Origin of the sequence: Sphingomonas daechungensis (assembly GCF_039543105.1) — a bacterium.
Lineage (GTDB): Bacteria > Pseudomonadota > Alphaproteobacteria > Sphingomonadales > Sphingomonadaceae > Sphingomicrobium > Sphingomicrobium daechungense.
Genome location: NZ_BAABJC010000001.1, coordinates 2,477,760 through 2,495,089 on the forward strand (window position 1 = coordinate 2,477,760; position 17,330 = coordinate 2,495,089).

Below are 17,330 nucleotides of genomic sequence, written 5' to 3' on the forward strand. Positions count from 1 at the left end.
GCCGATTTGTATCCTCATTTGATGCTGAACCGCCTGCGCGCACCGCCGCGACCAGCCGCCGCCGTGCCGGATTCGCCCTTGGGTGCCCGATCGGTATTTACCGTCGGCCAGCGCTGGGCACTTTTCGCCGCCTTTACGTTGCTCGTAGCTCTCCGCCTGCCGGATGCTTGGACGCATGGCCGCTTTCAGGACGAGGAGGCGACGGTCTTCCTCGCTTATGCGTGGCATCATCCGTGGCTCGACGCGCTATTTCGGCCCTTTGCCGGCTACTGGAACCTTGGCGCCAATGCGTCGACCGTGCTGGTCGCCGAATTGGTGAAGGGCGGAGTGGTTTCGCTCGAGCGCGCCCCGTACATCACCATGACGATCGGGCTGGCGTTCCAGGTCTTGCCCGGCGTCCTGATCCTCACCGGAAAGGCACAGTGGCTGGCCAATCGGCTGGCGGTCGTCGTCGCACTGCTGATGATCGCGATCATGCCGGCGACGTCGGAGGTGTCCTTCAACGTCCTTCACATTCAGTTCCACCTGGCGCTCTGCACGGGGATCATCCTCGCGCTGGACGTTCCCGACAGCCGGCTGGCGAGAGCGAGTTATCAACTGCTTCTGTTTCTGGCGCCGCTTTGCGGGCCGGGCGCCATCGTGCTGTTGCCCTTCTTCGCATTGCGGGCGTTCCTGGATCGTGACACCGGGCGAGCCTGGCAATTCGGGGTATTGGCCGTTGGCGCCGCGCTCCAACTGCTGATCTTCTACGGGCCGAGCCCGGTTCGCGGGCATCCGCTCAATCCGGCCTTGATTCCGGCGGTCATGCTCGTCCGCATGATCGCCTTGCCCGCCGTTGGCATCCAGCTTGGCAATCGTGTCGCGATGACCATCGTCGATTCACTGCTTGAAGGTGGTGTCCTCGTGTGGCTGGCATCTGCGGCTACGGTCGCTCTCTTCGCGGCGTTGGTCTGGAAAGCCGCGCAGCGGCGTGACGCGGCAGTCTGGCTGGTCCTGTCTGGACTCTCCATCTCGGCAGTCACCTTCGGGGTCGGAATGGCCACTCTGAACCCACTCAGCGCATTCAACATCCAGGGAGGAGAGCGTTACAATTTCCTGCCCCTTGTGCTTGTCGGCCTCGCGCTGCTGGTGCTGGCTATGCGGACGGAGTTCCGCCGATCGATCTTCGCTGCACTCTGCCTTCTCATGCTGATCACCGGCGCCTATCACTACCAGCTCCCGCTAGAGGATTTTGCCCATGGCCCATCCTGGCCGGACGAGGTGCGCGCCTGGCGCGCGGATCACAACCACCCGCTGGCCGTGTGGCCGAGACCTTGGGTTGCAGACCTTTCGGACGAGGCGCAGGAATGCCTGCCGCCGGGCCCAGACCCAGCACACTCGACCCAACCTCGCTATTGCGAGAGCGGCTGGCTAGCAGGCTTCTACCGGATGTAAGGCAGGCTGAACGGAGCGATGAACATGGGGCAGACGATCCTGCACGAATACGCGCCGTCGGGAAATTGCTACAAAGTCCGGCTGACTGCCGCTCATCTTGGAATCCCGCTGGAGCGGCGCGACTATGACATCATGAGAGGCGAGACGCGAACGCCTGAATTTCTGGCAAACGTAAATGCCAACGGCCGGATCCCTGTGCTCCAGGACGGCGACCGGTTCATTCCCGAGAGCAATGCCGCCTGCTTCTACCTCGCCGACGGAAGCGCCTTGATCCCGGCGGACCGGTTCGACCGGGCCGACATGCTGAGGTGGATGTTCTGGGAGCAGTACAATCACGAGCCGAATATCGCGACGCTCCGCTTCTGGCTTCGCTATGTCGGCCTCGATGCCCTGTCGGGACTTCAGCGCGACCAGATTGGAGTGAAGCGCAAGGCGGGTAACGAAGCCTTGAAGCTACTGGACGACCACCTTGCCGGCCGGGAGTGGCTGGTCGGCGATGCGCTAAGCCTCGCGGATATCTGCCTGTTTGCCTACACGCATGTCGCCGACGAGGCCGATTTCGACCTTGAGCTCTACCCGAATGTGATCGCCTGGATGGAGCGGATCATGGTGCTTCCGAAGCATATTGCGATGAGCGACTGAGACCTTGCCCCAACGCCGTGGCAAGCGTACATCGCCGCCAACGCTGGCCGCTCCGCAAGGGGCGGCCCTATTCATTTTTGGACGACCGGAGAGAACCGTTGGCCCAGCCCCTGATGCCCCATGCGACCGCCTCCTGGCTGGTTGAAAATACGTCGCTCACCTTCGAGCAGATCGCCGAATTCTGCGGGCTGCATATCCTCGAAGTGCAGGCCATCGCCGATGACACGGCCGCGACCAAGCTGACCGGCCGCGACCCGATCCGCGCCGGCGAGCTGACCCACGAGGAGATCGAGAAGGGCCAGGAGGACCCGAACTACGTGCTGCAGATGCACAAGGCCCCGGACCCCGTCCGCCGAACCAAGGGCCCGCGCTACACTCCGGTGTCGAAGCGCCAGGACAAGCCTGATGGGATCGCCTGGATCATCAAGAACCATCCGGAGGTCAGCGACGGCCAGATCAGCAAGCTGATCGGCACAACGCGCACGACCATCGCGGCCATCCGCGAGCGCTCGCATTGGAACATGGCGAACATCACTCCGAAGGACCCCGTCACGCTTGGACTGACCAGCCAGCGTGAGCTCGATGCCTCGATCGCCAAGGCTCAGAAGGCCGCCGGTGCCGCCGCTCCGACCGACGAGCGCTTTGAGAGCGACCGCGACGCCCTGATCGAGCAACTGCGCCACGAGCGCGAACTGCACGCCCGCGAAGCCGAGGCTGCTCTCGCGGCTGCCGAGGCAGGGGACGAAGCGCCGTCGGACGAGATCGTCCCGGGCATCCGCGATCCGTTCAAGCGCTCAGACGGTTGATTCGGCACTCTAGGAGGGTCATTCCTCTGTGATGGACGCACCGGAACCGCAGAACGAATTGAGCTTCGAGGCAGCGCTTGCACGGCTCGAGGAAATCGTGCGCCTGCTGGAGCGCGGTGAGGCGCCGCTCGACCAGTCCATCGAGCTCTACCAGGAAGGGGATCGTCTCCGCCGCCATTGCGAGGCTCGCCTGAAGGCTGCGCAGGAGCGGATCGAGCAGATCGCGTTCGGGGTTGACGGCCGTCCGTCCGGAGTCACGCCGTTCGATGCCGGTTGAGACCGTCGATCGGTCGCGGCTGGAGCTAGACGCCGAAGCCGATCGGGTCCGCGGCGAGATCGACGACCTGTTCGCTCGACTTCTGGTTTCCCGCGGTGATGGACGGGACGTTCTCTTCGAAGCGATGCGGCATGCAGCGATCGGTGGCGGCAAGCGGCTTCGCCCTCTTCTGACGGTCGCGACGGCAAAGCTGTTCGGGATCGATCGCGAGCGGGCCCTGAGAGCCGGAGCCGCTATCGAGGCGATCCACGTCTATTCGCTGATTCACGACGACCTTCCGTGCATGGACGATGACGACCTGCGCCGAGGCAAGCCGACGGTGCACAAGGCATTCGGCGAAGCAGCCGCAGTCCTTGCGGGAGACAGTCTTCACGCTTTGGCGTTCGAAATCCTTGCCGAGCCCGACACCCACGAGGACCCCTTCGTGCGGGCGGACCTGATCCTGGAGCTGGCCAAGGCGGCCGGCCCGTGGGGGATGGCGGGCGGCCAGATGATGGACCTGGCGGCGGAAGGGCAGACGCTCGACCTGCCGGCAATCACGCGCCTCCAGCAGCTGAAAACGGGTGCCCTGATCGAATATTCGGTCGAAGCGCCCTGCATCATGGCGCGCCTGCCTGCGGATGCGCGGACGCCTTATCGCGGTTATGCGCGTAACATTGGCCTAGCCTTCCAGATCGCCGACGATTTGATCGATCACGGGGGCGACGAGGGTGCGGCCGGCAAGCGAACGGGCAAGGACGCGGAGGCGGGGAAGGCGACGTTCGTCTCGGTCCTTGGGCCGGAGCGGGCGGAGCAGCAGGCAAGGCTCCTCGTCAGCCAGGCCATCGAGCACCTCGACGCGCACGGCGCCGAGGCCGACCTTCTCCGAACGCTCGCGCGCTTTTCGATCGAGCGAAAGCACTAAGGGGGCAGCATGGGGGAACGCATTGGCGTCTATCCGGGCACGTTCGATCCGATCACGCTCGGCCATATCGACATCATCCGGCGAGGCGTTCACCTGGTCGACCAACTGGTCATCGGCGTCACGACCAATCCGTCAAAGGAGCCGATGTTCTCGCTTTCCGAGCGCCTGGCCATGGTGAAGCGCGAGATTGCGGGACTGGCGAACGGCAAGATCCAGGTTGTGGAGTTCAACTCGCTCTTGATGGACTTCGCGGAATCGCAGAACGCGTCGATGATCATCCGCGGTCTCAGGGCCGTCGCCGACTTCGAATATGAATTCCAGATGGCGGGCATGAACCAGCAGCTGAATGACGACATCGAGACCGTCTTCCTGATGGCCGACGTGTCGCTGCAGCCGATCGCCTCACGTCTGGTTAAGGAAATTGCCCGCTATGGCGGGTCCATCGACAAGTTCGTCACGCCGGCGGTCGCCGCGGACGTCAAAAGGCACCTCGAAGGAGAAGCGGGCGCATGATTGGGAGGGTATTGTTTTCGTTGTCGGCACTTGCGTTGGTTGCCGCCAAGCCTGCGGCGGTCGAAGCGCCGGCGCGGCCCATGCTCACGATCATCGCCCCGGCCGAGGTCGCCAACGATCCCACCAACCGCCTGACCATCGAGCTCAGCAATGGCGGCCGCGTGGTCATCCAGCTCCGTCCTGATGCCGCTCCGGCCCATGTCGAGCGAATGAAGACCCTGGTCCGCCAGGGATTTTACGACGGGCTTGCGTTCCACCGCGTCGTGCCGGGCTTCATGGCGCAAGGCGGCGATCCCAAGGGGACGGGCGAGGGCGGCTCTCCACTTCCCGACCTCAAGGCCGAGTTCAACACGTTGCCGTTCATGCGGGGCATGCTTGGCGCAGCCCGGTCCGAAAATGTGGACAGCGCGAACAGCCAGTTCTTCATCATGCTCGCGCCCAATGCGACGCTCAATGACAAGTACACCGTGTACGGCCGCGTCATCTCCGGGATGGACGCCGTGGACCGTATCGCTCCGGGCGAACCGCCTGAGAGCCCGACCAAGATCGTGCACATGAGCCTGGGCGGCTAACAGGCGCGAATGCGCGTCGACCTCTTCGATTTCGACCTTCCGGCAGAGCTGATCGCGCTGAGACCCGCCAAGCCGCGGGATTCGGCGCGACTGCTGCTGGTCGAGGGCACGGAGATTTCGGACAGGACGGTGCTCGACCTGCCGAACCTCCTCCGGCCCGGCGACACGCTCGTCTTCAACGATACGCGCGTGATCCCGGCTCAGCTGGAAGGCCGCCGCGGGGACGCGAAGATTGGAGCGACGCTCCACAAGCGTGAAGGACCGCGCGACTGGTGGGCCTTCGTCCGCAATGCCAAGCGCCTGCGGACAGACGACACCGTTGAGTTCGGCGGAGGGGTTACGGCCGCTGTTGTCGATCGCGGCGATGACGGGGCGATCCTGCTGCACTTCGAGGGAGATGAGCCGGTCGAGATCCTCCTCGAACGTGCCGGCCGGATGCCGTTGCCGCCCTACATCGCGTCGAAGCGGCCGGCAGATGACTCCGATCGCAGCGACTACCAGACAATGTTTGCCCGCGAGGATGGCGCCGTTGCAGCTCCGACCGCCGCCCTGCACTTTACGCCGCGCCTGATCGAGGAGTTGGGCGAGGCCGGCATCGCCCGCGAGACGCTGACGCTACACGTGGGCGCAGGCACTTTTCTGCCAGTGAAGGCGGAGGACACCAGCGGGCACAAGATGCACGCCGAATGGGGCCGGATCGACGCGGAAACCGCAAAGAGGCTCAACGAGGTCCGATCTTCGGGCGGTCGGCTCATTGCCGTCGGAACCACGTCCCTCCGCCTGCTCGAAAGCGCGGCCGACGACGACGGCATCATTCACCCATTCGCAGGTGACACCGCGATCTTCATTACGCCTGGCTATCGATTCAAGGTGATCGACGGGCTCGTCACCAACTTTCACTTGCCGAAATCGACACTCTTCATGCTTGTCAGCGCGCTGATGGGACTGGACGTCATGAAGTCCGCCTACGGCCACGCGATCTCGCAGAACTACCGCTTCTACTCCTACGGCGATGCGAGCCTGCTGCTGCCATCCCGCTGAAGTCTGCTCGCCTCGAGATGGTGCAATTCACCCATGGTTGGTGCTTTCACGGCGAATAGCCGCCGCTCGGGAGGAAGGAATGGTGCTTTTCCGCGGATGGCACGGTCTTTGAATACTTACTTTCGACCAAGCGGCACGAAACAATCGAGCTGCAAAAAAGGGAGAAAGCAAATGTTCAATCACTCGAACCTGAAGCGCAGCCTCGTCGCCATTTCCGCTGCAATCGCCATGAGCACCGTGGCGGTCGGCGCGGCCGTTGGGCCAGCACAGGCTTCAAGCGCTCCGACCCACGTTGCAGCCAATGCGTGACACCGAGAGTGCGGATCTATCCGCGCATCTGCAGAGCCTGATCGCGATGCGGCGAGAGGCGGTCCAAATGCCGGCTCCATCCGAGCCGGAAAAGATCCCTGCCAAGCTCTACGGGATCATGGCGGTCACGACCGTGCTGACCTTCGCCACGCTGGTGACGGGCTACCAGCTGCTGTTTCCCCCGCAGCAGCTCTTCGCCTGATCGCTCACGCAAAGAGAATGCCTCCGGCGAGCGCGGACCCAAGCACGACCGCAGGGACGTTGAGTTTCGAGCGCCACAGGTAAAGTGCCGCGAGGCCCGCCGCGTAGATCGAGAAGCCCCAGACGGTCGATGGTGTCGATTGGCTCACGTGCCACGCGAGCTGGACAGCCGTCACCGCAATCAGGCCAACAACGGCAGCCGCAACGCCTTCCAGGAATCTGTGCAGCCGCTCGTCCTCGATCACGCGCTCGAGCTGGTCGAAGAAGAGCATCGCAAAAGCGAACGCGGGCAGGAAGATCCCTGCCGTCATTGCGAGCGCGCCGGCAAGGCCGCCGGCGATGTATCCGACGAAGGTCGCGAAGATGATCAGAGGCGCGGGAATGATCCCGGACAGCGCCAGGCTGTCGAGGAATTGGCCCTCGCTCATCCAGCCGCGTCCGACCGCATCGTCGCGCACGAACGGAATGGCAGTGTAGGCGCCGCCGAAAGTGAGGAGCCCGGCTTTCAGCCCTGAGAGGAACAGGACCGCAGGACCAACGCTGCCGGATGCCGCGTGCGGTATGATCTTCGAGCTGCCAAGGACGCCCTCCGACTGACCGCCTAGCCATATCGCTAGAGCGACGGCAATCGCGAGGATCAGCGCAGCCCGACCATAATGCTTCCCAGCCAACGCAGCGTAGGCCAGGCCAGCCGCTGAAAGTGTAATCCAGAACGTCACATCGAATGCTGCGCCGATCGCCGCGACGGCCGCGATTGCCCACAACCACGGACTGCCAAGAGTGTGGTCGGCGATCCTGTGAACGGCGCGAACGATCAATGCGATTACGCCGATCTGGACGCCGACAAACAGAGCGGCAATTTCGGGCTGCTTGAGGTCGAGCCGCTGGTACAACCAGACCATCGCCAGAACGAGAAGAAGTCCGGGCAGCATGAAGCCCAGCCCGGCAAGCAACCCGCCCAGCCTCTTGCCCTTCATCATCCCGAAATGAACGCAAAGCTCGTGCGCCTCAGGACCAGGAAGGACCTGATAGATTGCGAGCAGCCGATTGAAGCGCGAGGGCTCCACCCAACGCTCCTCTTCGACCAGCTCGCGCTTGATCATCGCGATCTGCGCGACCGGCCCACCCCAGGCGAGCAGGCCGAACCGCAGGAAGCGGGCGAAGATGGCGCCTGCCGAAGGCTCGCTGGACGGCACTTCGCTTGGCTAGTTCAGCTGGTGCCGCCTTTCCAGCCTCCGAGCTATGGGTGCCATCGGGCGTACTTAGTTTAAGGTTAATATTCTAGGGATAGTCACCGGAGCCATTCGCTGGGGGACGAGTTGGCTTCCGAGACAAGTCTTGAAAGTTCGGATCAACGCCGAAGCGCGTTTGGCTTCCTCCGGCTGCTATTTGCGGCGCTGGTTATCGTCTCTCATGCCCCAGAGATTCTCGATGGCGATCGAACCCGCGAGCCTCTCACCCAGATATTCGGAACGGTTTCGCTGGGCGAGCTATCGGTGGACGCCTTCTTCATAATCAGCGGCTATTTGATTGCGGGAAGCTATCTCCAGTCGCCCAATGCCTTGGTATATCTGCGTAAGCGCGTTGCCCGGATCTATCCCGCATTCATTGTTGCCAGTCTCGTGACACTTCTTGTCGTCGCGCCGCTAGCCGGCGTGGGTATCGACTGGATCGCCCGTCATTTTGAGTACGAAAGCCTCAGGATCGGGCTGCTCCAGCCACCGGACATTCCAAACGCCTTTTCCGATCAACCGCTCCCCTACACGAACGCTCCAATGTGGACGATTGCGTATGAGTTTCGGTGCTACCTCTTGTTGCTGGGTCTCGGCCTTTTGGGACTTCTGCGTCATCCCAGGATCTTGGTAGTGCTTGCCGGCGTGTGTTTCCTGGCACTGGGAATCCTGCCGACCGCCTTCTTCGAGACCTTAGACCGGCAAGTCCCGCTTTCGATTTTCTGGTTTGGGCTGTCCCAGGAAGCGCTCCGTTTCACTGCGATTTTCGTCATGGGCATCGTCTTCTATGTCGAGCGAGAGCGCATCAGGTTCTCGCCTCGCGCGGTGGTGCTCGCAGGATTGCTGCTCGTTGGTTGCTTGTTTTCTGCAAAGCTGGCCGAACCGGCCATAGCCGTCTTTGGTGCTTATCTCATTTTCGCGGCGGCATCCTGGGCATCAACACGCAGGATCGGTAAGCTCAATACCGGAACCGATGTCTCCTACGGCGTCTATCTCTACGCCTGGCCGGTCGCACAATTGCTGACTCGATACGTGCCTGGGTTGCCGATCGCGGTGCATGTGCTGATCACCGTCACCATCGCCCTGTGTTGCGGTTGGGTTAGCTGGAAACTCATCGAGCGACCGGTGCTGAAGGCACTGAATCGTAAGCTCGAGAAGAGAACGCTAGCAAGAACCGAAATGGCTCCTGCGTTGCAATTGTCAGCCTAGATTAACGCTTCAAGGGCACATGTCGAGGACGGCCCACTAGTCCACTACCGTTCCCACGCAATTCGGCGTAGGCGCTGCATCATGCAACATTCGAGAATCCACTCCGCGCTTGCGGAGGCATTGGCTGCGCGCGGCTATGACACACTGACCTCCGTCCAGGCCGCGGTCATCGAGGAAGGGGCGCACGGGCGCGACCTGATCGTTTCCGCCAAGACCGGTTCCGGCAAGACCGTGGCGTTCGGCCTCGCAATCGCGGACCAGTTGCTGGAAGGCGACAAGGCGCCGTGGAGCCGCGAACCTCTCGGTCTGGTCATCGCGCCGACCCGCGAGCTCGCGATCCAGGTCAGCAAGGAACTGCAGTGGCTCTACGCTCCGGCGGGTGCCCGTGTCGTCACCTGCGTTGGGGGGATGGACCCAATGAAGGAGCGCCGGGCGCTGCAGGGCGGCGCGCATATTGTCGTAGGGACGCCCGGACGCCTCCGCGACCACCTCGAGCGAGGCGCGCTCGACTTGTCCGCCTTGCGGGCCGTCGTTCTCGACGAAGCGGACGAGATGCTCGACATGGGATTCCGCGAGGAGCTGGAGGAAATTCTCGACGCCACGCCGGTCGAACGCCGGACCTTGCTGTTCTCAGCCACCATGCCGCGCCCGATCGTCGCGATGGCCCGCCGGTATCAGAAGGACGCACTGCGGATCGAGACCATCGGCGAGAGTGAGGCTCATGCCGATATCGCCTATCAGGCCGTCGCCGTTTCCCCTACCGACATCGAGCACGCAGTCGTCAACCTGCTTCGACTGCACGAGGCCGAAACGGCGATTCTGTTCTGCGCCACCCGCGAAGCCGTCCGCCGACTTCATGCGAGCCTGACCGAGCGCGGCTTTCACGCCGTCGCCTTGTCCGGCGAGCATAGCCAGAACGAGCGTAACAATGCGCTCCAGAGCCTCCGCGACAGGAAGGCGCGAGTCTGCGTCGCGACTGACGTCGCCGCTCGCGGCATCGATTTGCCATCGGTTTCGCTGGTGATTCACGTCGAGCTTCCCCGCGACGCCGAGGCGCTTCAGCACCGGTCGGGCCGAACCGGCCGAGCCGGGCGCAAAGGCATTGCCGTGCTGATGGTCCCTTTCCGCCGCCGCCGCGCGGTAGACGCAATGCTGAAGCGGGCGCGCATTGACGCCGAATGGATCGAACCCCCCACGGCCGACGAAATCCGCGCGAAGGATCGCGCCCGCTTGCTCGAAACGCTGTCCGCGCCCGTCGAGCTCGATGAGGAGGATCAGCAACTCGCGGCGCAGATCATGGAACGCCTGGCCCCGGACATGATCGCTGGCGCGCTCGTCCGGGCTCTACGGACCGACCTGCCGGCTCCCGAGGACATTCTCGCGTCGGGAGGGCGTGACGAGCGCGAGCCGGGGCCGCGGCCAGGGTTCGAGGGATCGACGTGGTTCACGATCAACGCCGGCCGCCGCCACAATGCCGACCCGCGCTGGCTGCTGCCGGTCATCTGCCGCTACGGTCACATAGGCCGCAACGATATCGGTGCGATCAGGGTGGCGGCGAACGAGAGCTATTTCGAAGTTACACAGCGCGCGACGCCGGGGTTCATCAAGGCGCTGCGGCGGGCAACCATTGCGCCGGAGGATGAGGGACTCGTGATCGAGCAAGCCCCGCCTCGCGCCGTGCCTCCGACGCAAGCGCGGCCCGCAAGACCCCATCAGCGTCCAATGCCGAACAAGGGGCCCAAGGCAAAGAAAGCGCGACGGTAAGATCGGCTTAGCCCGTAGCGCTGCTCTTGTTTGCACCCGGCGAGGCCTCCGCTAAGCGCGCTTCGTGACCCGCTTCTCGTTCACCATCGCCAGGACTGACGGCAAGGCCCGGACCGGCACGATCGCCATGAAGCGGGGCGAGATCCGGACGCCGGCCTTCATGCCGGTCGGGACCGCCGCGACGGTGAAGGCGATGAAGCCGCAGGACGTGCGCTCGTCCGGCGCGGATATCATTCTCGGCAATACCTATCACTTGATGCTGCGGCCCGGCGCGGAACGCGTCGCGCGGCTGGGAGGTCTGCATCGCTTCATGGGGTGGGGGCGGCCGATCCTGACTGACAGCGGCGGCTACCAGGTGATGAGCCTCAGCGAGCTGACAAAGGTGAGCGAAGAGGGAGTCTCGTTCGCGAGCCATCTCGACGGTACTCGCCACATGCTGTCGCCTGAACGGTCGATCGACATCCAGCGATTGCTGGGCTCGGACATCGTCATGGCCTTCGACCAGCTCGTTCCGGCAACGGCGACGCGAGACGAGGCCGCGGCGGCGATGGAGCGCTCGATGCGGTGGGCGAAGCGCTCTCGCGACGAATTCGACCGTGGCGGCGAGCACGCGGCCAGCGCGGCCCTGTTCGGAATCCAACAGGGCGGTCTCGATGAGCAGCTGCGCAAGGCCTCGGCCGACGCGCTGATCGAAGTCGGGTTCGACGGCTATGCGGTTGGCGGACTGGCTGTGGGGGAGGGGCATGAGGCGATGTGCGCGTGCCTGGACTATGCGCCGGGGCAGCTTCCCGAGGACAAGCCGCGCTACCTGATGGGCGTTGGCAAGCCGGATGATATCGTCGAGGCGGTCCGGCGCGGGATCGACATGTTCGACTGCGTGCTGCCGACCCGGTCAGGTCGAACTGGTCAGGCCTTCACCGCCGACGGGCCGCTCAACATTCGCAACGCGAAGTTCGGCGAGGACCGCGAGCCGATTGAGCCCGGCTGTCCGTGCCCAACCTGCACGACGTTCAAGCGCGCCTACGTTCATCATCTCGTGCGGTCGGGGGAAATTCTCGGCGCAATGCTCATGACCGAGCATAATCTGTGGTTCTACCAGCGCCTGATGCAGGGACTTCGCGATGCGATCGCCGATGGCCGGTTCTCGCAGCATGCCGCAAACGTCCTCGCGCGGTATCGGAGGCAGAGCTGATCGAGCTCCTTCAGGATGCCGAGGCGTTGCAGCGTATCGGTGGCGATGACATCACCGCGCTGACCGAGCGGGCGACGAACGCGACCTTCTATCGCGATGACCTGCGCCCCGATGAAATCGATGCGAACCGGCGAGTGGTGAGGATTAGTGCGGAGACTGCGCTCGGGGCAATGCGCAACTCACATCAGTTCTTCGCCGCGGCCTTCGTCGATGGGGCATTCGCAGGCTACGTCATCTCCACGGTTCACGCTCCGGACAGTCGCGAGCTCGACTGGCTGATGGTCGATCCGGCATTTCACGGGAACGGTGTCGCCGACGCCCTGATGAGCGCCGGTGTCGACTGGCTGGGCCGCGATCGCCCGATGTGGCTCAACGTCCTGCAGCACAACCGGCGCGCGATCCGCTTCTACGAGAAGCACGACTTCGCCATCGATCCCGATGCTCGCACCGAGCATTTGATCCCGCATTTCATCATGCGCCGGCGACCCAAGGTCGTCTGATCATTTCAGCAGGGCGTATCCGGTGGTGTGGCATTGGCCGAGGCCACACTGAACGACCACGGATGCGAAGTTCACCACCGCCAACGCGATGACGTATAGACCCACTATCGCGGCGAACCGTCCCACCAGGGAACTTGAGTTTGGCGGCCGCGCCCCGTCCTCGGTGCCGATGATGCACAGTTTCAGTGCGAAGCCGGTAATCAGCGCGACCGCGATGATCACGGACCAGACCGGCATGTGCAGACCAAGCACCGCGCTGCCGACATATTCGTGACCGGGCCGAGGGTAGATATCCAGCAGCGTCTGGCGAACCGCGACAATCAGCAGGAACACCGAAAAGAGAAGGCCATAGCCGGTGTTTCGATCGGAAAAGCCGTTGCGGAAGTTCAGCATCAGCCCAAAGCAGACGCCGAGCATCGCCACGCGCTGCAGCAGGCATAATGGGCATGGGATCTCGCCCCGGCCGTATTGCATATACAAGGCGGCGGTCAGCACCGCTGCGATCACGGCCATCATCGCCACACCGAACAACTCGTTCAGGATATAGCGCAACGTGCCTTGGCGGCGCTCCTCAGAAGCAGTCATGTCTGGATCCACGGAAGGCTGTATCCGTAAACGGGATCGTGAACTTCCCAGAGGAACAGGTGAACCGACAGGACTAGGGTGACCGCGATCAGGATGATCGCAACCAGCCGGCGTCCTAGCCAGGCAGTAACAAGCGCTGCCGAAAGCGTCGCGAAAATCACTGCCATCATGGGCGTTCCCCAGAGCAATGGACGATGTACGCTTACTCTGGGAAACAGCAGTAACACAGGGACGCGGCGGCGTCGAAGCGCCGCTGCTGTCGGTCAGGCTGCCTCCAGCTTGTCTTGGGTCCGAAACTCGAAATCGCTCGCGTCGTGACGTTCGCGGAGCTGCTCGCCCGGATCGCCGTTCGTCTTGTTCACGATCCTCCCGCGCTTCACGCCAGGCCGGGCATCGATTTGGCGCGCCCACCGCTGAAGGTTGGAGTAGTGGCCGACCGATAGGAATTCGCCTGCGCCCTTGTAGCTGCGATCGAGGGCGAGCTGCCCGTACCAGGGCCAAATCGCGATATCGGCGATCGTGTAATCGCTGCCTGCAATGAACTCATGGTCCGCAAGCTGGCGGTCGAGCACGTCCAACTGGCGCTTGGTTTCCATCGCATAGCGATTGATCGGATATTCCTGCTTCGCAGGCGCATAAGCGAAGAAGTGTCCAAACCCGCCGCCCAGGAAGGGCGCGCTGCCCATCTGCCAGAAGAGCCACGAAAGCGCTTCGGCGCGTTCCGGTCCGGACTTCGGAAGAAGCTCGCCGAATTTCTCCGCGAGGTGCACGAGAATTGCTCCGGACTCGAAGATACGGACTGGTTCGGGACCGCTGCGGTCGACCAGAGCGGGGATCTTGGAATTCGGGTTCACCTCGACGAAGCCGCTTCCGAATTGGTCGCCTTGGCCAATGTTGATCAGCCAGGCGTCATAATCGGCATCTTTATGACCGAGTTCGAGCAGTTCCTCGAACATGATGGTCACCTTCTGTCCGTTTGGAGTTCCAAGCGAATAGAGCTGAAAGGGATGCTTCCCGACCGGCAATACCCTGTCGTGCGTCGGTCCGGCGACCGGCCGGTTGATGCTGGCGAACTGGCCGCCGCTGGGCTGCTCCCATGTCCACACTTTCGGGGGAACGTACTCGGTCATCGCTGAAGTCCCTTTTCGGTTAGGGACAACAGCTAGGAAGGCGAAAAGGCGCCTTCTAGAAACACGAATGTGCCTTAGGCAGCGCCGACCGAGAGGAACGAGGGGAGGGGCCCGTTCCACTCCGGTTGGATGTCCTCGACGACGAGCGAGCGCTCGTGGGTCTCCTCGTGCTCGTCACGCTGCTCCCTGGGACGGCGAGGTTCACGCTTCGGCTTCTCAGCTCGCGGAGGCTTTTCCGTGCGGGCAGGCTTTTCGGCACGACCTGGCCGTTCGGCCGCAGTCTCAACCTTGGCGGGCTCGTCAGCTCTGGCGATAGGACCGCCGGTCAGCTTCTCGATCGCGGCAATCGCCTCGCGATCTTCCCGCGTCGCAAGCGTAATCGCGGTGCCAGTCGCTCCGGCGCGGCCGGTCCGACCGATGCGGTGCACATAATCGTCCGGCTGCCAGGGAACGTCGAAATTGAAGACGTGGCTGACACCCTTCACGTCGAGACCGCGGGCGGCAACGTCGGACGCGACGAGGATGTTGATCTCGTCGCGCTTGAACCGCTCGAACTCGGCGATGCGGTCCGATTGGTCCATGTCGCCGTGGATTTGTCCAACCGCAAAGCCCGAGCGCTTCAGGCTCGTCGCCAGCTCCCGCACGGTCGTCTTGCGATTGCAGAAGATGATGGCGTTCTTGACGTCATCGCTCCGCAGCAGATTGCGCAGCGTGTCGCGCTTCTTGTCGGGCGAGACCTGGACCAGCTTCTGTTCGATGTTGACGTTGGCGGTGGCGGGACGAGCGACCTCGATCCGCTTCGGCTCATTGAGGAACTTCGCCGCCAGCTTCTGGATCGGCGGCGGCATGGTCGCCGAGAAGAGCAGGGTCTGCCGGTTCTTTGGCAGCTTCGAGCAGATTTCCTCGATGTCCGGGATGAAGCCCATGTCGAGCATGCGGTCGGCTTCGTCGATGACGAGCAGTTCGCAACCGTTGAGCAGGATCTTGCCGCGCTGGAACAGGTCCATCAACCGTCCGGGGGTGGCGATCAGAACGTCGACGCCCTTTTCCAGTGCCTTGACCTGGTCGCCCATCTGCACGCCCCCGATCAGCAGCGCCATGGAGAGCTTGTTGTACTTGCCGTACTTCTCGAAGTTCTCGGAAACCTGGGCAGCGAGTTCGCGCGTCGGTTCCAGGATCAGCGAGCGCGGCATCAGCGCGCGGCTGCGGCCGTGGGCGAGGATGTCGATCATCGGCAGCACGAAGCTGGCCGTCTTGCCCGTTCCGGTCTGGGCGATGCCGATGAGGTCGCGGCCCATCAGCACGGATGGAATCGCGCCCCGCTGGATCGGGGTCGGCTCGGTATAGCCGCTTTCCTCCACGGCACGGAGCAATTGGTCTGAAAGGCCGAGATCGGCAAAAGTCATGGTGAATCCGGATGAAAGACGATGCAGTCGCGTTCGGGACGCGGCTTTCTCGTAAGGTGGTGGCTAAGGCGCGCTTTTCAAAATTGTCAAGGAATCAGCGCGAGAGGACCCTCGGGACCAGCCGCCGAAATCGCTCGATGCGGCAGCTCCGTCCGATGCGGGAGTGGATGTCGTCCCGCTTCGCGCAGAGCTTTCCGTTTTCGGGAGTCACGTAAAATCCGTTGTAGAAGTCGAGCGCCGGACAATCTTCCGAAAGCTCCGCGCGGACCCGACTGCGATCGTACAACATCAAGTCGACCGACTCCCTGCCGGAAAGGGCCGCTCCGCGTATCGTCGACGCATCGATGCATTTCGGGCCCTTCTGCACCTCCCACGCATCCGGCTGCATCGGGCGCGGCCGGACCGGAATGCGCATGATCACTTCTTCCTGGACGACGAGTGTGCGCACCTGGTCGGGCTGCTCGGCTGCGGCGAGCCCCAACATCGCCTGAAGCAGCGAAAGGAAAAGCGTTATCGGCATTCAGGCAGTCGTCCCCGGTTCTCCTTGCTTTGCGGCCACCCCGTTGAACAATCAATGAATTGATACGCCCGGCATAGGGGCTAGCCGCGGCACTTGCCTTAGTTGAGGCCCATGCCTACAGCGCTGCGCACAATTTCCAGTCGGCCCGGTGGAACGCGCGCGAGTGCCCCCGAAACGACGCCCAGGAGAAACTCGGAATATGGCGACTGCTGCGCCCACTCAGGAACTACCGCTTTTCTATAACAAGCTGGAAGCTCTCAACGGACCTCAACACGGCAATATGCGTATTCGCCGCATCGAGAGCGCACCGCAGATGGGCGAGACCCACGCCGTGCCGGTCACGGTCGATGAGTTCGCCTTGCTTCAGCGCCATTATCCGATTGTTTTCTCGGTCGGCGGCGATCCCGTCCCGTTGGCCCTGATGGGGCTTAACGAAGGCTCGAATGTCTTCCTGGATGCTAGCGGTATTCCGCACGATCCGGCGATTTACATCCCGGCCTACATGCGCCGGTATCCGTTCCTTCTCGCCCGCCTCGCGCCGGAGAGCGACGAGCTGTCGCTGTGCTTCGACCCGACGTCGGGCGCGGTCGGCGAATTCGCCGAAGGCGAGCCACTGTTCGACGGCGACCAGCCTTCGGAAGCGACCAAGGCTGTCCTTCAGTTCTGCGAACAGTTCGAGACTGCGGGTCAGCGCACCGCCGCATTCATCCAGGAACTGAAGACCAGCGATCTGCTGATGGACGGTGAAGTCGCGATCCAGCCGGAAGGCGCGACGCAGCCGTTCGTTTACCGTGGCTTCCGCATGGTGGACGAGGAGAAGCTCCGGAACTTGCGCGGCGACGAGCTCCGCAAGATGAACCAGAGCGGCATGCTTGCCCTCATCTACGCGCACCTCTTCTCACTGTCGCAGATCCGTGAAGTGTTCTCGCTTCAGGTCCAGCAGGGGAAGGGGCCGATCGCAATTCCTCAGCCGGCGACAGCCGACGCGTGAGGATCGCGCGGTGGGGGGAATTGAAAACGGCCGCCGCGTAACCATCTAACTCTTGCTCGCTGCCGCCAGCTCCCCCCTTAGGCGGCGTGAGCGACGCACCTT

The 17,330-nt window shown here is 63.2% G+C and carries 21 protein-coding genes; 15 read left to right on the forward strand and 6 right to left on the reverse strand.

Translation table 11 applies throughout. The features are described from left to right. Window positions 1-21 precede the first annotated feature (21 nt). From ABD928_RS12915 to ABD928_RS12960, 10 genes are all read left to right on the forward strand, one after another. Window positions 22-1,434, forward strand: coding sequence for a hypothetical protein (locus ABD928_RS12915; RefSeq protein WP_345169412.1), 1,413 nt, complete (start codon window positions 22-24; stop codon window positions 1,432-1,434). A gap of 24 nt (window positions 1,435-1,458) precedes the next feature. Then, entirely contained in the window at window positions 1,459-2,076 is a 618-nt protein-coding gene (locus tag ABD928_RS12920) for a glutathione S-transferase family protein (RefSeq protein ID WP_345169415.1), read from the forward strand. A 113-nt stretch (window positions 2,077-2,189) separates the two neighbouring features. Next, on the forward strand, window positions 2,190-2,882 hold the full coding sequence (locus ABD928_RS12925) for a DUF1013 domain-containing protein (protein ID WP_187715743.1): 693 nt from the start codon (window positions 2,190-2,192) through the stop codon (window positions 2,880-2,882). Between the two features lie 31 nt (window positions 2,883-2,913). Beyond that, the gene (locus ABD928_RS12930; protein ID WP_187714921.1) at window positions 2,914-3,159 is read left to right on the forward strand and encodes an exodeoxyribonuclease VII small subunit; all 246 of its coding nucleotides are present in this window, start codon (window positions 2,914-2,916) and stop codon (window positions 3,157-3,159) included. Further along, a complete protein-coding gene (locus ABD928_RS12935) occupies window positions 3,149-4,063 on the forward strand; it encodes a polyprenyl synthetase family protein (RefSeq protein WP_345169420.1) in 915 nt (304 codons plus the stop codon). The genes ABD928_RS12930 and ABD928_RS12935 overlap by 11 nt, the downstream gene beginning before the upstream one ends. A 9-nt stretch (window positions 4,064-4,072) precedes the next feature. Beyond that, the gene (gene coaD / locus ABD928_RS12940) at window positions 4,073-4,576 is read left to right on the forward strand and encodes a pantetheine-phosphate adenylyltransferase (protein WP_345169423.1); all 504 of its coding nucleotides are present in this window, start codon (window positions 4,073-4,075) and stop codon (window positions 4,574-4,576) included. Beyond that, on the forward strand, window positions 4,573-5,148 hold the full coding sequence (locus tag ABD928_RS12945; protein WP_345169426.1) for a peptidylprolyl isomerase: 576 nt from the start codon (window positions 4,573-4,575) through the stop codon (window positions 5,146-5,148). The genes coaD and ABD928_RS12945 overlap by 4 nt, the downstream gene beginning before the upstream one ends. Before the next feature lie 9 nt (window positions 5,149-5,157). Further along, complete coding sequence (gene queA, locus ABD928_RS12950) at window positions 5,158-6,189, forward strand: tRNA preQ1(34) S-adenosylmethionine ribosyltransferase-isomerase QueA (protein ID WP_345169429.1); 1,032 nt, start codon at window positions 5,158-5,160, stop codon at window positions 6,187-6,189. Window positions 6,190-6,360: 171 nt separating this feature from the next. Further along, a complete protein-coding gene (locus tag ABD928_RS12955) occupies window positions 6,361-6,498 on the forward strand; it encodes a hypothetical protein (protein ID WP_187714920.1) in 138 nt (45 codons plus the stop codon). Next, window positions 6,491-6,700, forward strand: a complete 210-nt coding sequence (locus ABD928_RS12960) for a hypothetical protein (RefSeq protein WP_187714919.1) — start codon at window positions 6,491-6,493, stop codon at window positions 6,698-6,700. Before ABD928_RS12955 ends, ABD928_RS12960 begins: the two co-directional genes overlap by 8 nt. Before the next feature lie 4 nt (window positions 6,701-6,704). Here ABD928_RS12960 and chrA read toward each other — a convergent pair whose 3' ends face one another. After that, the gene (gene chrA / locus ABD928_RS12965; RefSeq protein WP_187714918.1) at window positions 6,705-7,895 is read right to left on the reverse strand and encodes a chromate efflux transporter; all 1,191 of its coding nucleotides are present in this window, start codon (window positions 7,893-7,895) and stop codon (window positions 6,705-6,707) included. 123 nt (window positions 7,896-8,018) lie between these two features. On the opposite strand from chrA, the gene ABD928_RS12970 reads away from it, so the two are divergent. The 4 genes from ABD928_RS12970 (at window position 8,019) to ABD928_RS12985 (ending at window position 12,596) form a co-directional block, all read left to right on the forward strand. Then, window positions 8,019-9,140, forward strand: a complete 1,122-nt coding sequence (locus ABD928_RS12970) for an acyltransferase family protein (RefSeq protein ID WP_187714917.1) — start codon at window positions 8,019-8,021, stop codon at window positions 9,138-9,140. A gap of 81 nt (window positions 9,141-9,221) precedes the next feature. Beyond that, window positions 9,222-10,904: a DEAD/DEAH box helicase gene (locus ABD928_RS12975; RefSeq protein ID WP_345169435.1), complete on the forward strand. Its 1,683-nt coding sequence runs from the start codon at window positions 9,222-9,224 to the stop codon at window positions 10,902-10,904. A gap of 64 nt (window positions 10,905-10,968) precedes the next feature. Then, the gene (gene tgt / locus ABD928_RS12980; protein WP_187714916.1) at window positions 10,969-12,096 is read left to right on the forward strand and encodes a tRNA guanosine(34) transglycosylase Tgt; all 1,128 of its coding nucleotides are present in this window, start codon (window positions 10,969-10,971) and stop codon (window positions 12,094-12,096) included. A 26-nt stretch (window positions 12,097-12,122) separates the two neighbouring features. Continuing rightward, window positions 12,123-12,596 carry a GNAT family N-acetyltransferase gene (locus tag ABD928_RS12985; protein WP_223276406.1) on the forward strand — a complete coding sequence of 158 codons (474 nt, stop codon included), beginning with the start codon at window positions 12,123-12,125 and terminating at the stop codon, window positions 12,594-12,596. On the opposite strand, the gene ABD928_RS12990 is transcribed toward ABD928_RS12985, so the two are convergent. From ABD928_RS12990 to ABD928_RS13010, 5 genes are all read right to left on the reverse strand, one after another. Beyond that, entirely contained in the window at window positions 12,597-13,181 is a 585-nt protein-coding gene (locus ABD928_RS12990) for a disulfide bond formation protein B (RefSeq protein WP_345169440.1), read from the reverse strand. Beyond that, entirely contained in the window at window positions 13,178-13,351 is a 174-nt protein-coding gene (locus ABD928_RS12995; RefSeq protein WP_187714915.1) for a DUF5993 family protein, read from the reverse strand. The genes ABD928_RS12990 and ABD928_RS12995 overlap by 4 nt, the downstream gene beginning before the upstream one ends. Before the next feature lie 93 nt (window positions 13,352-13,444). Further along, entirely contained in the window at window positions 13,445-14,311 is an 867-nt protein-coding gene (yghU, locus tag ABD928_RS13000) for a glutathione-dependent disulfide-bond oxidoreductase (protein WP_345169444.1), read from the reverse strand. A gap of 74 nt (window positions 14,312-14,385) precedes the next feature. Beyond that, window positions 14,386-15,717, reverse strand: coding sequence for a DEAD/DEAH box helicase (locus tag ABD928_RS13005; RefSeq protein ID WP_187714913.1), 1,332 nt, complete (start codon window positions 15,715-15,717; stop codon window positions 14,386-14,388). 94 nt (window positions 15,718-15,811) lie between these two features. Next, window positions 15,812-16,237, reverse strand: a complete 426-nt coding sequence (locus tag ABD928_RS13010) for a hypothetical protein (RefSeq protein ID WP_187714912.1) — start codon at window positions 16,235-16,237, stop codon at window positions 15,812-15,814. A gap of 199 nt (window positions 16,238-16,436) precedes the next feature. On the opposite strand from ABD928_RS13010, the gene ABD928_RS13015 reads away from it, so the two are divergent. Continuing rightward, complete coding sequence (locus tag ABD928_RS13015; protein ID WP_187714911.1) at window positions 16,437-17,228, forward strand: SapC family protein; 792 nt, start codon at window positions 16,437-16,439, stop codon at window positions 17,226-17,228. Window positions 17,229-17,330 lie beyond the last annotated feature (102 nt).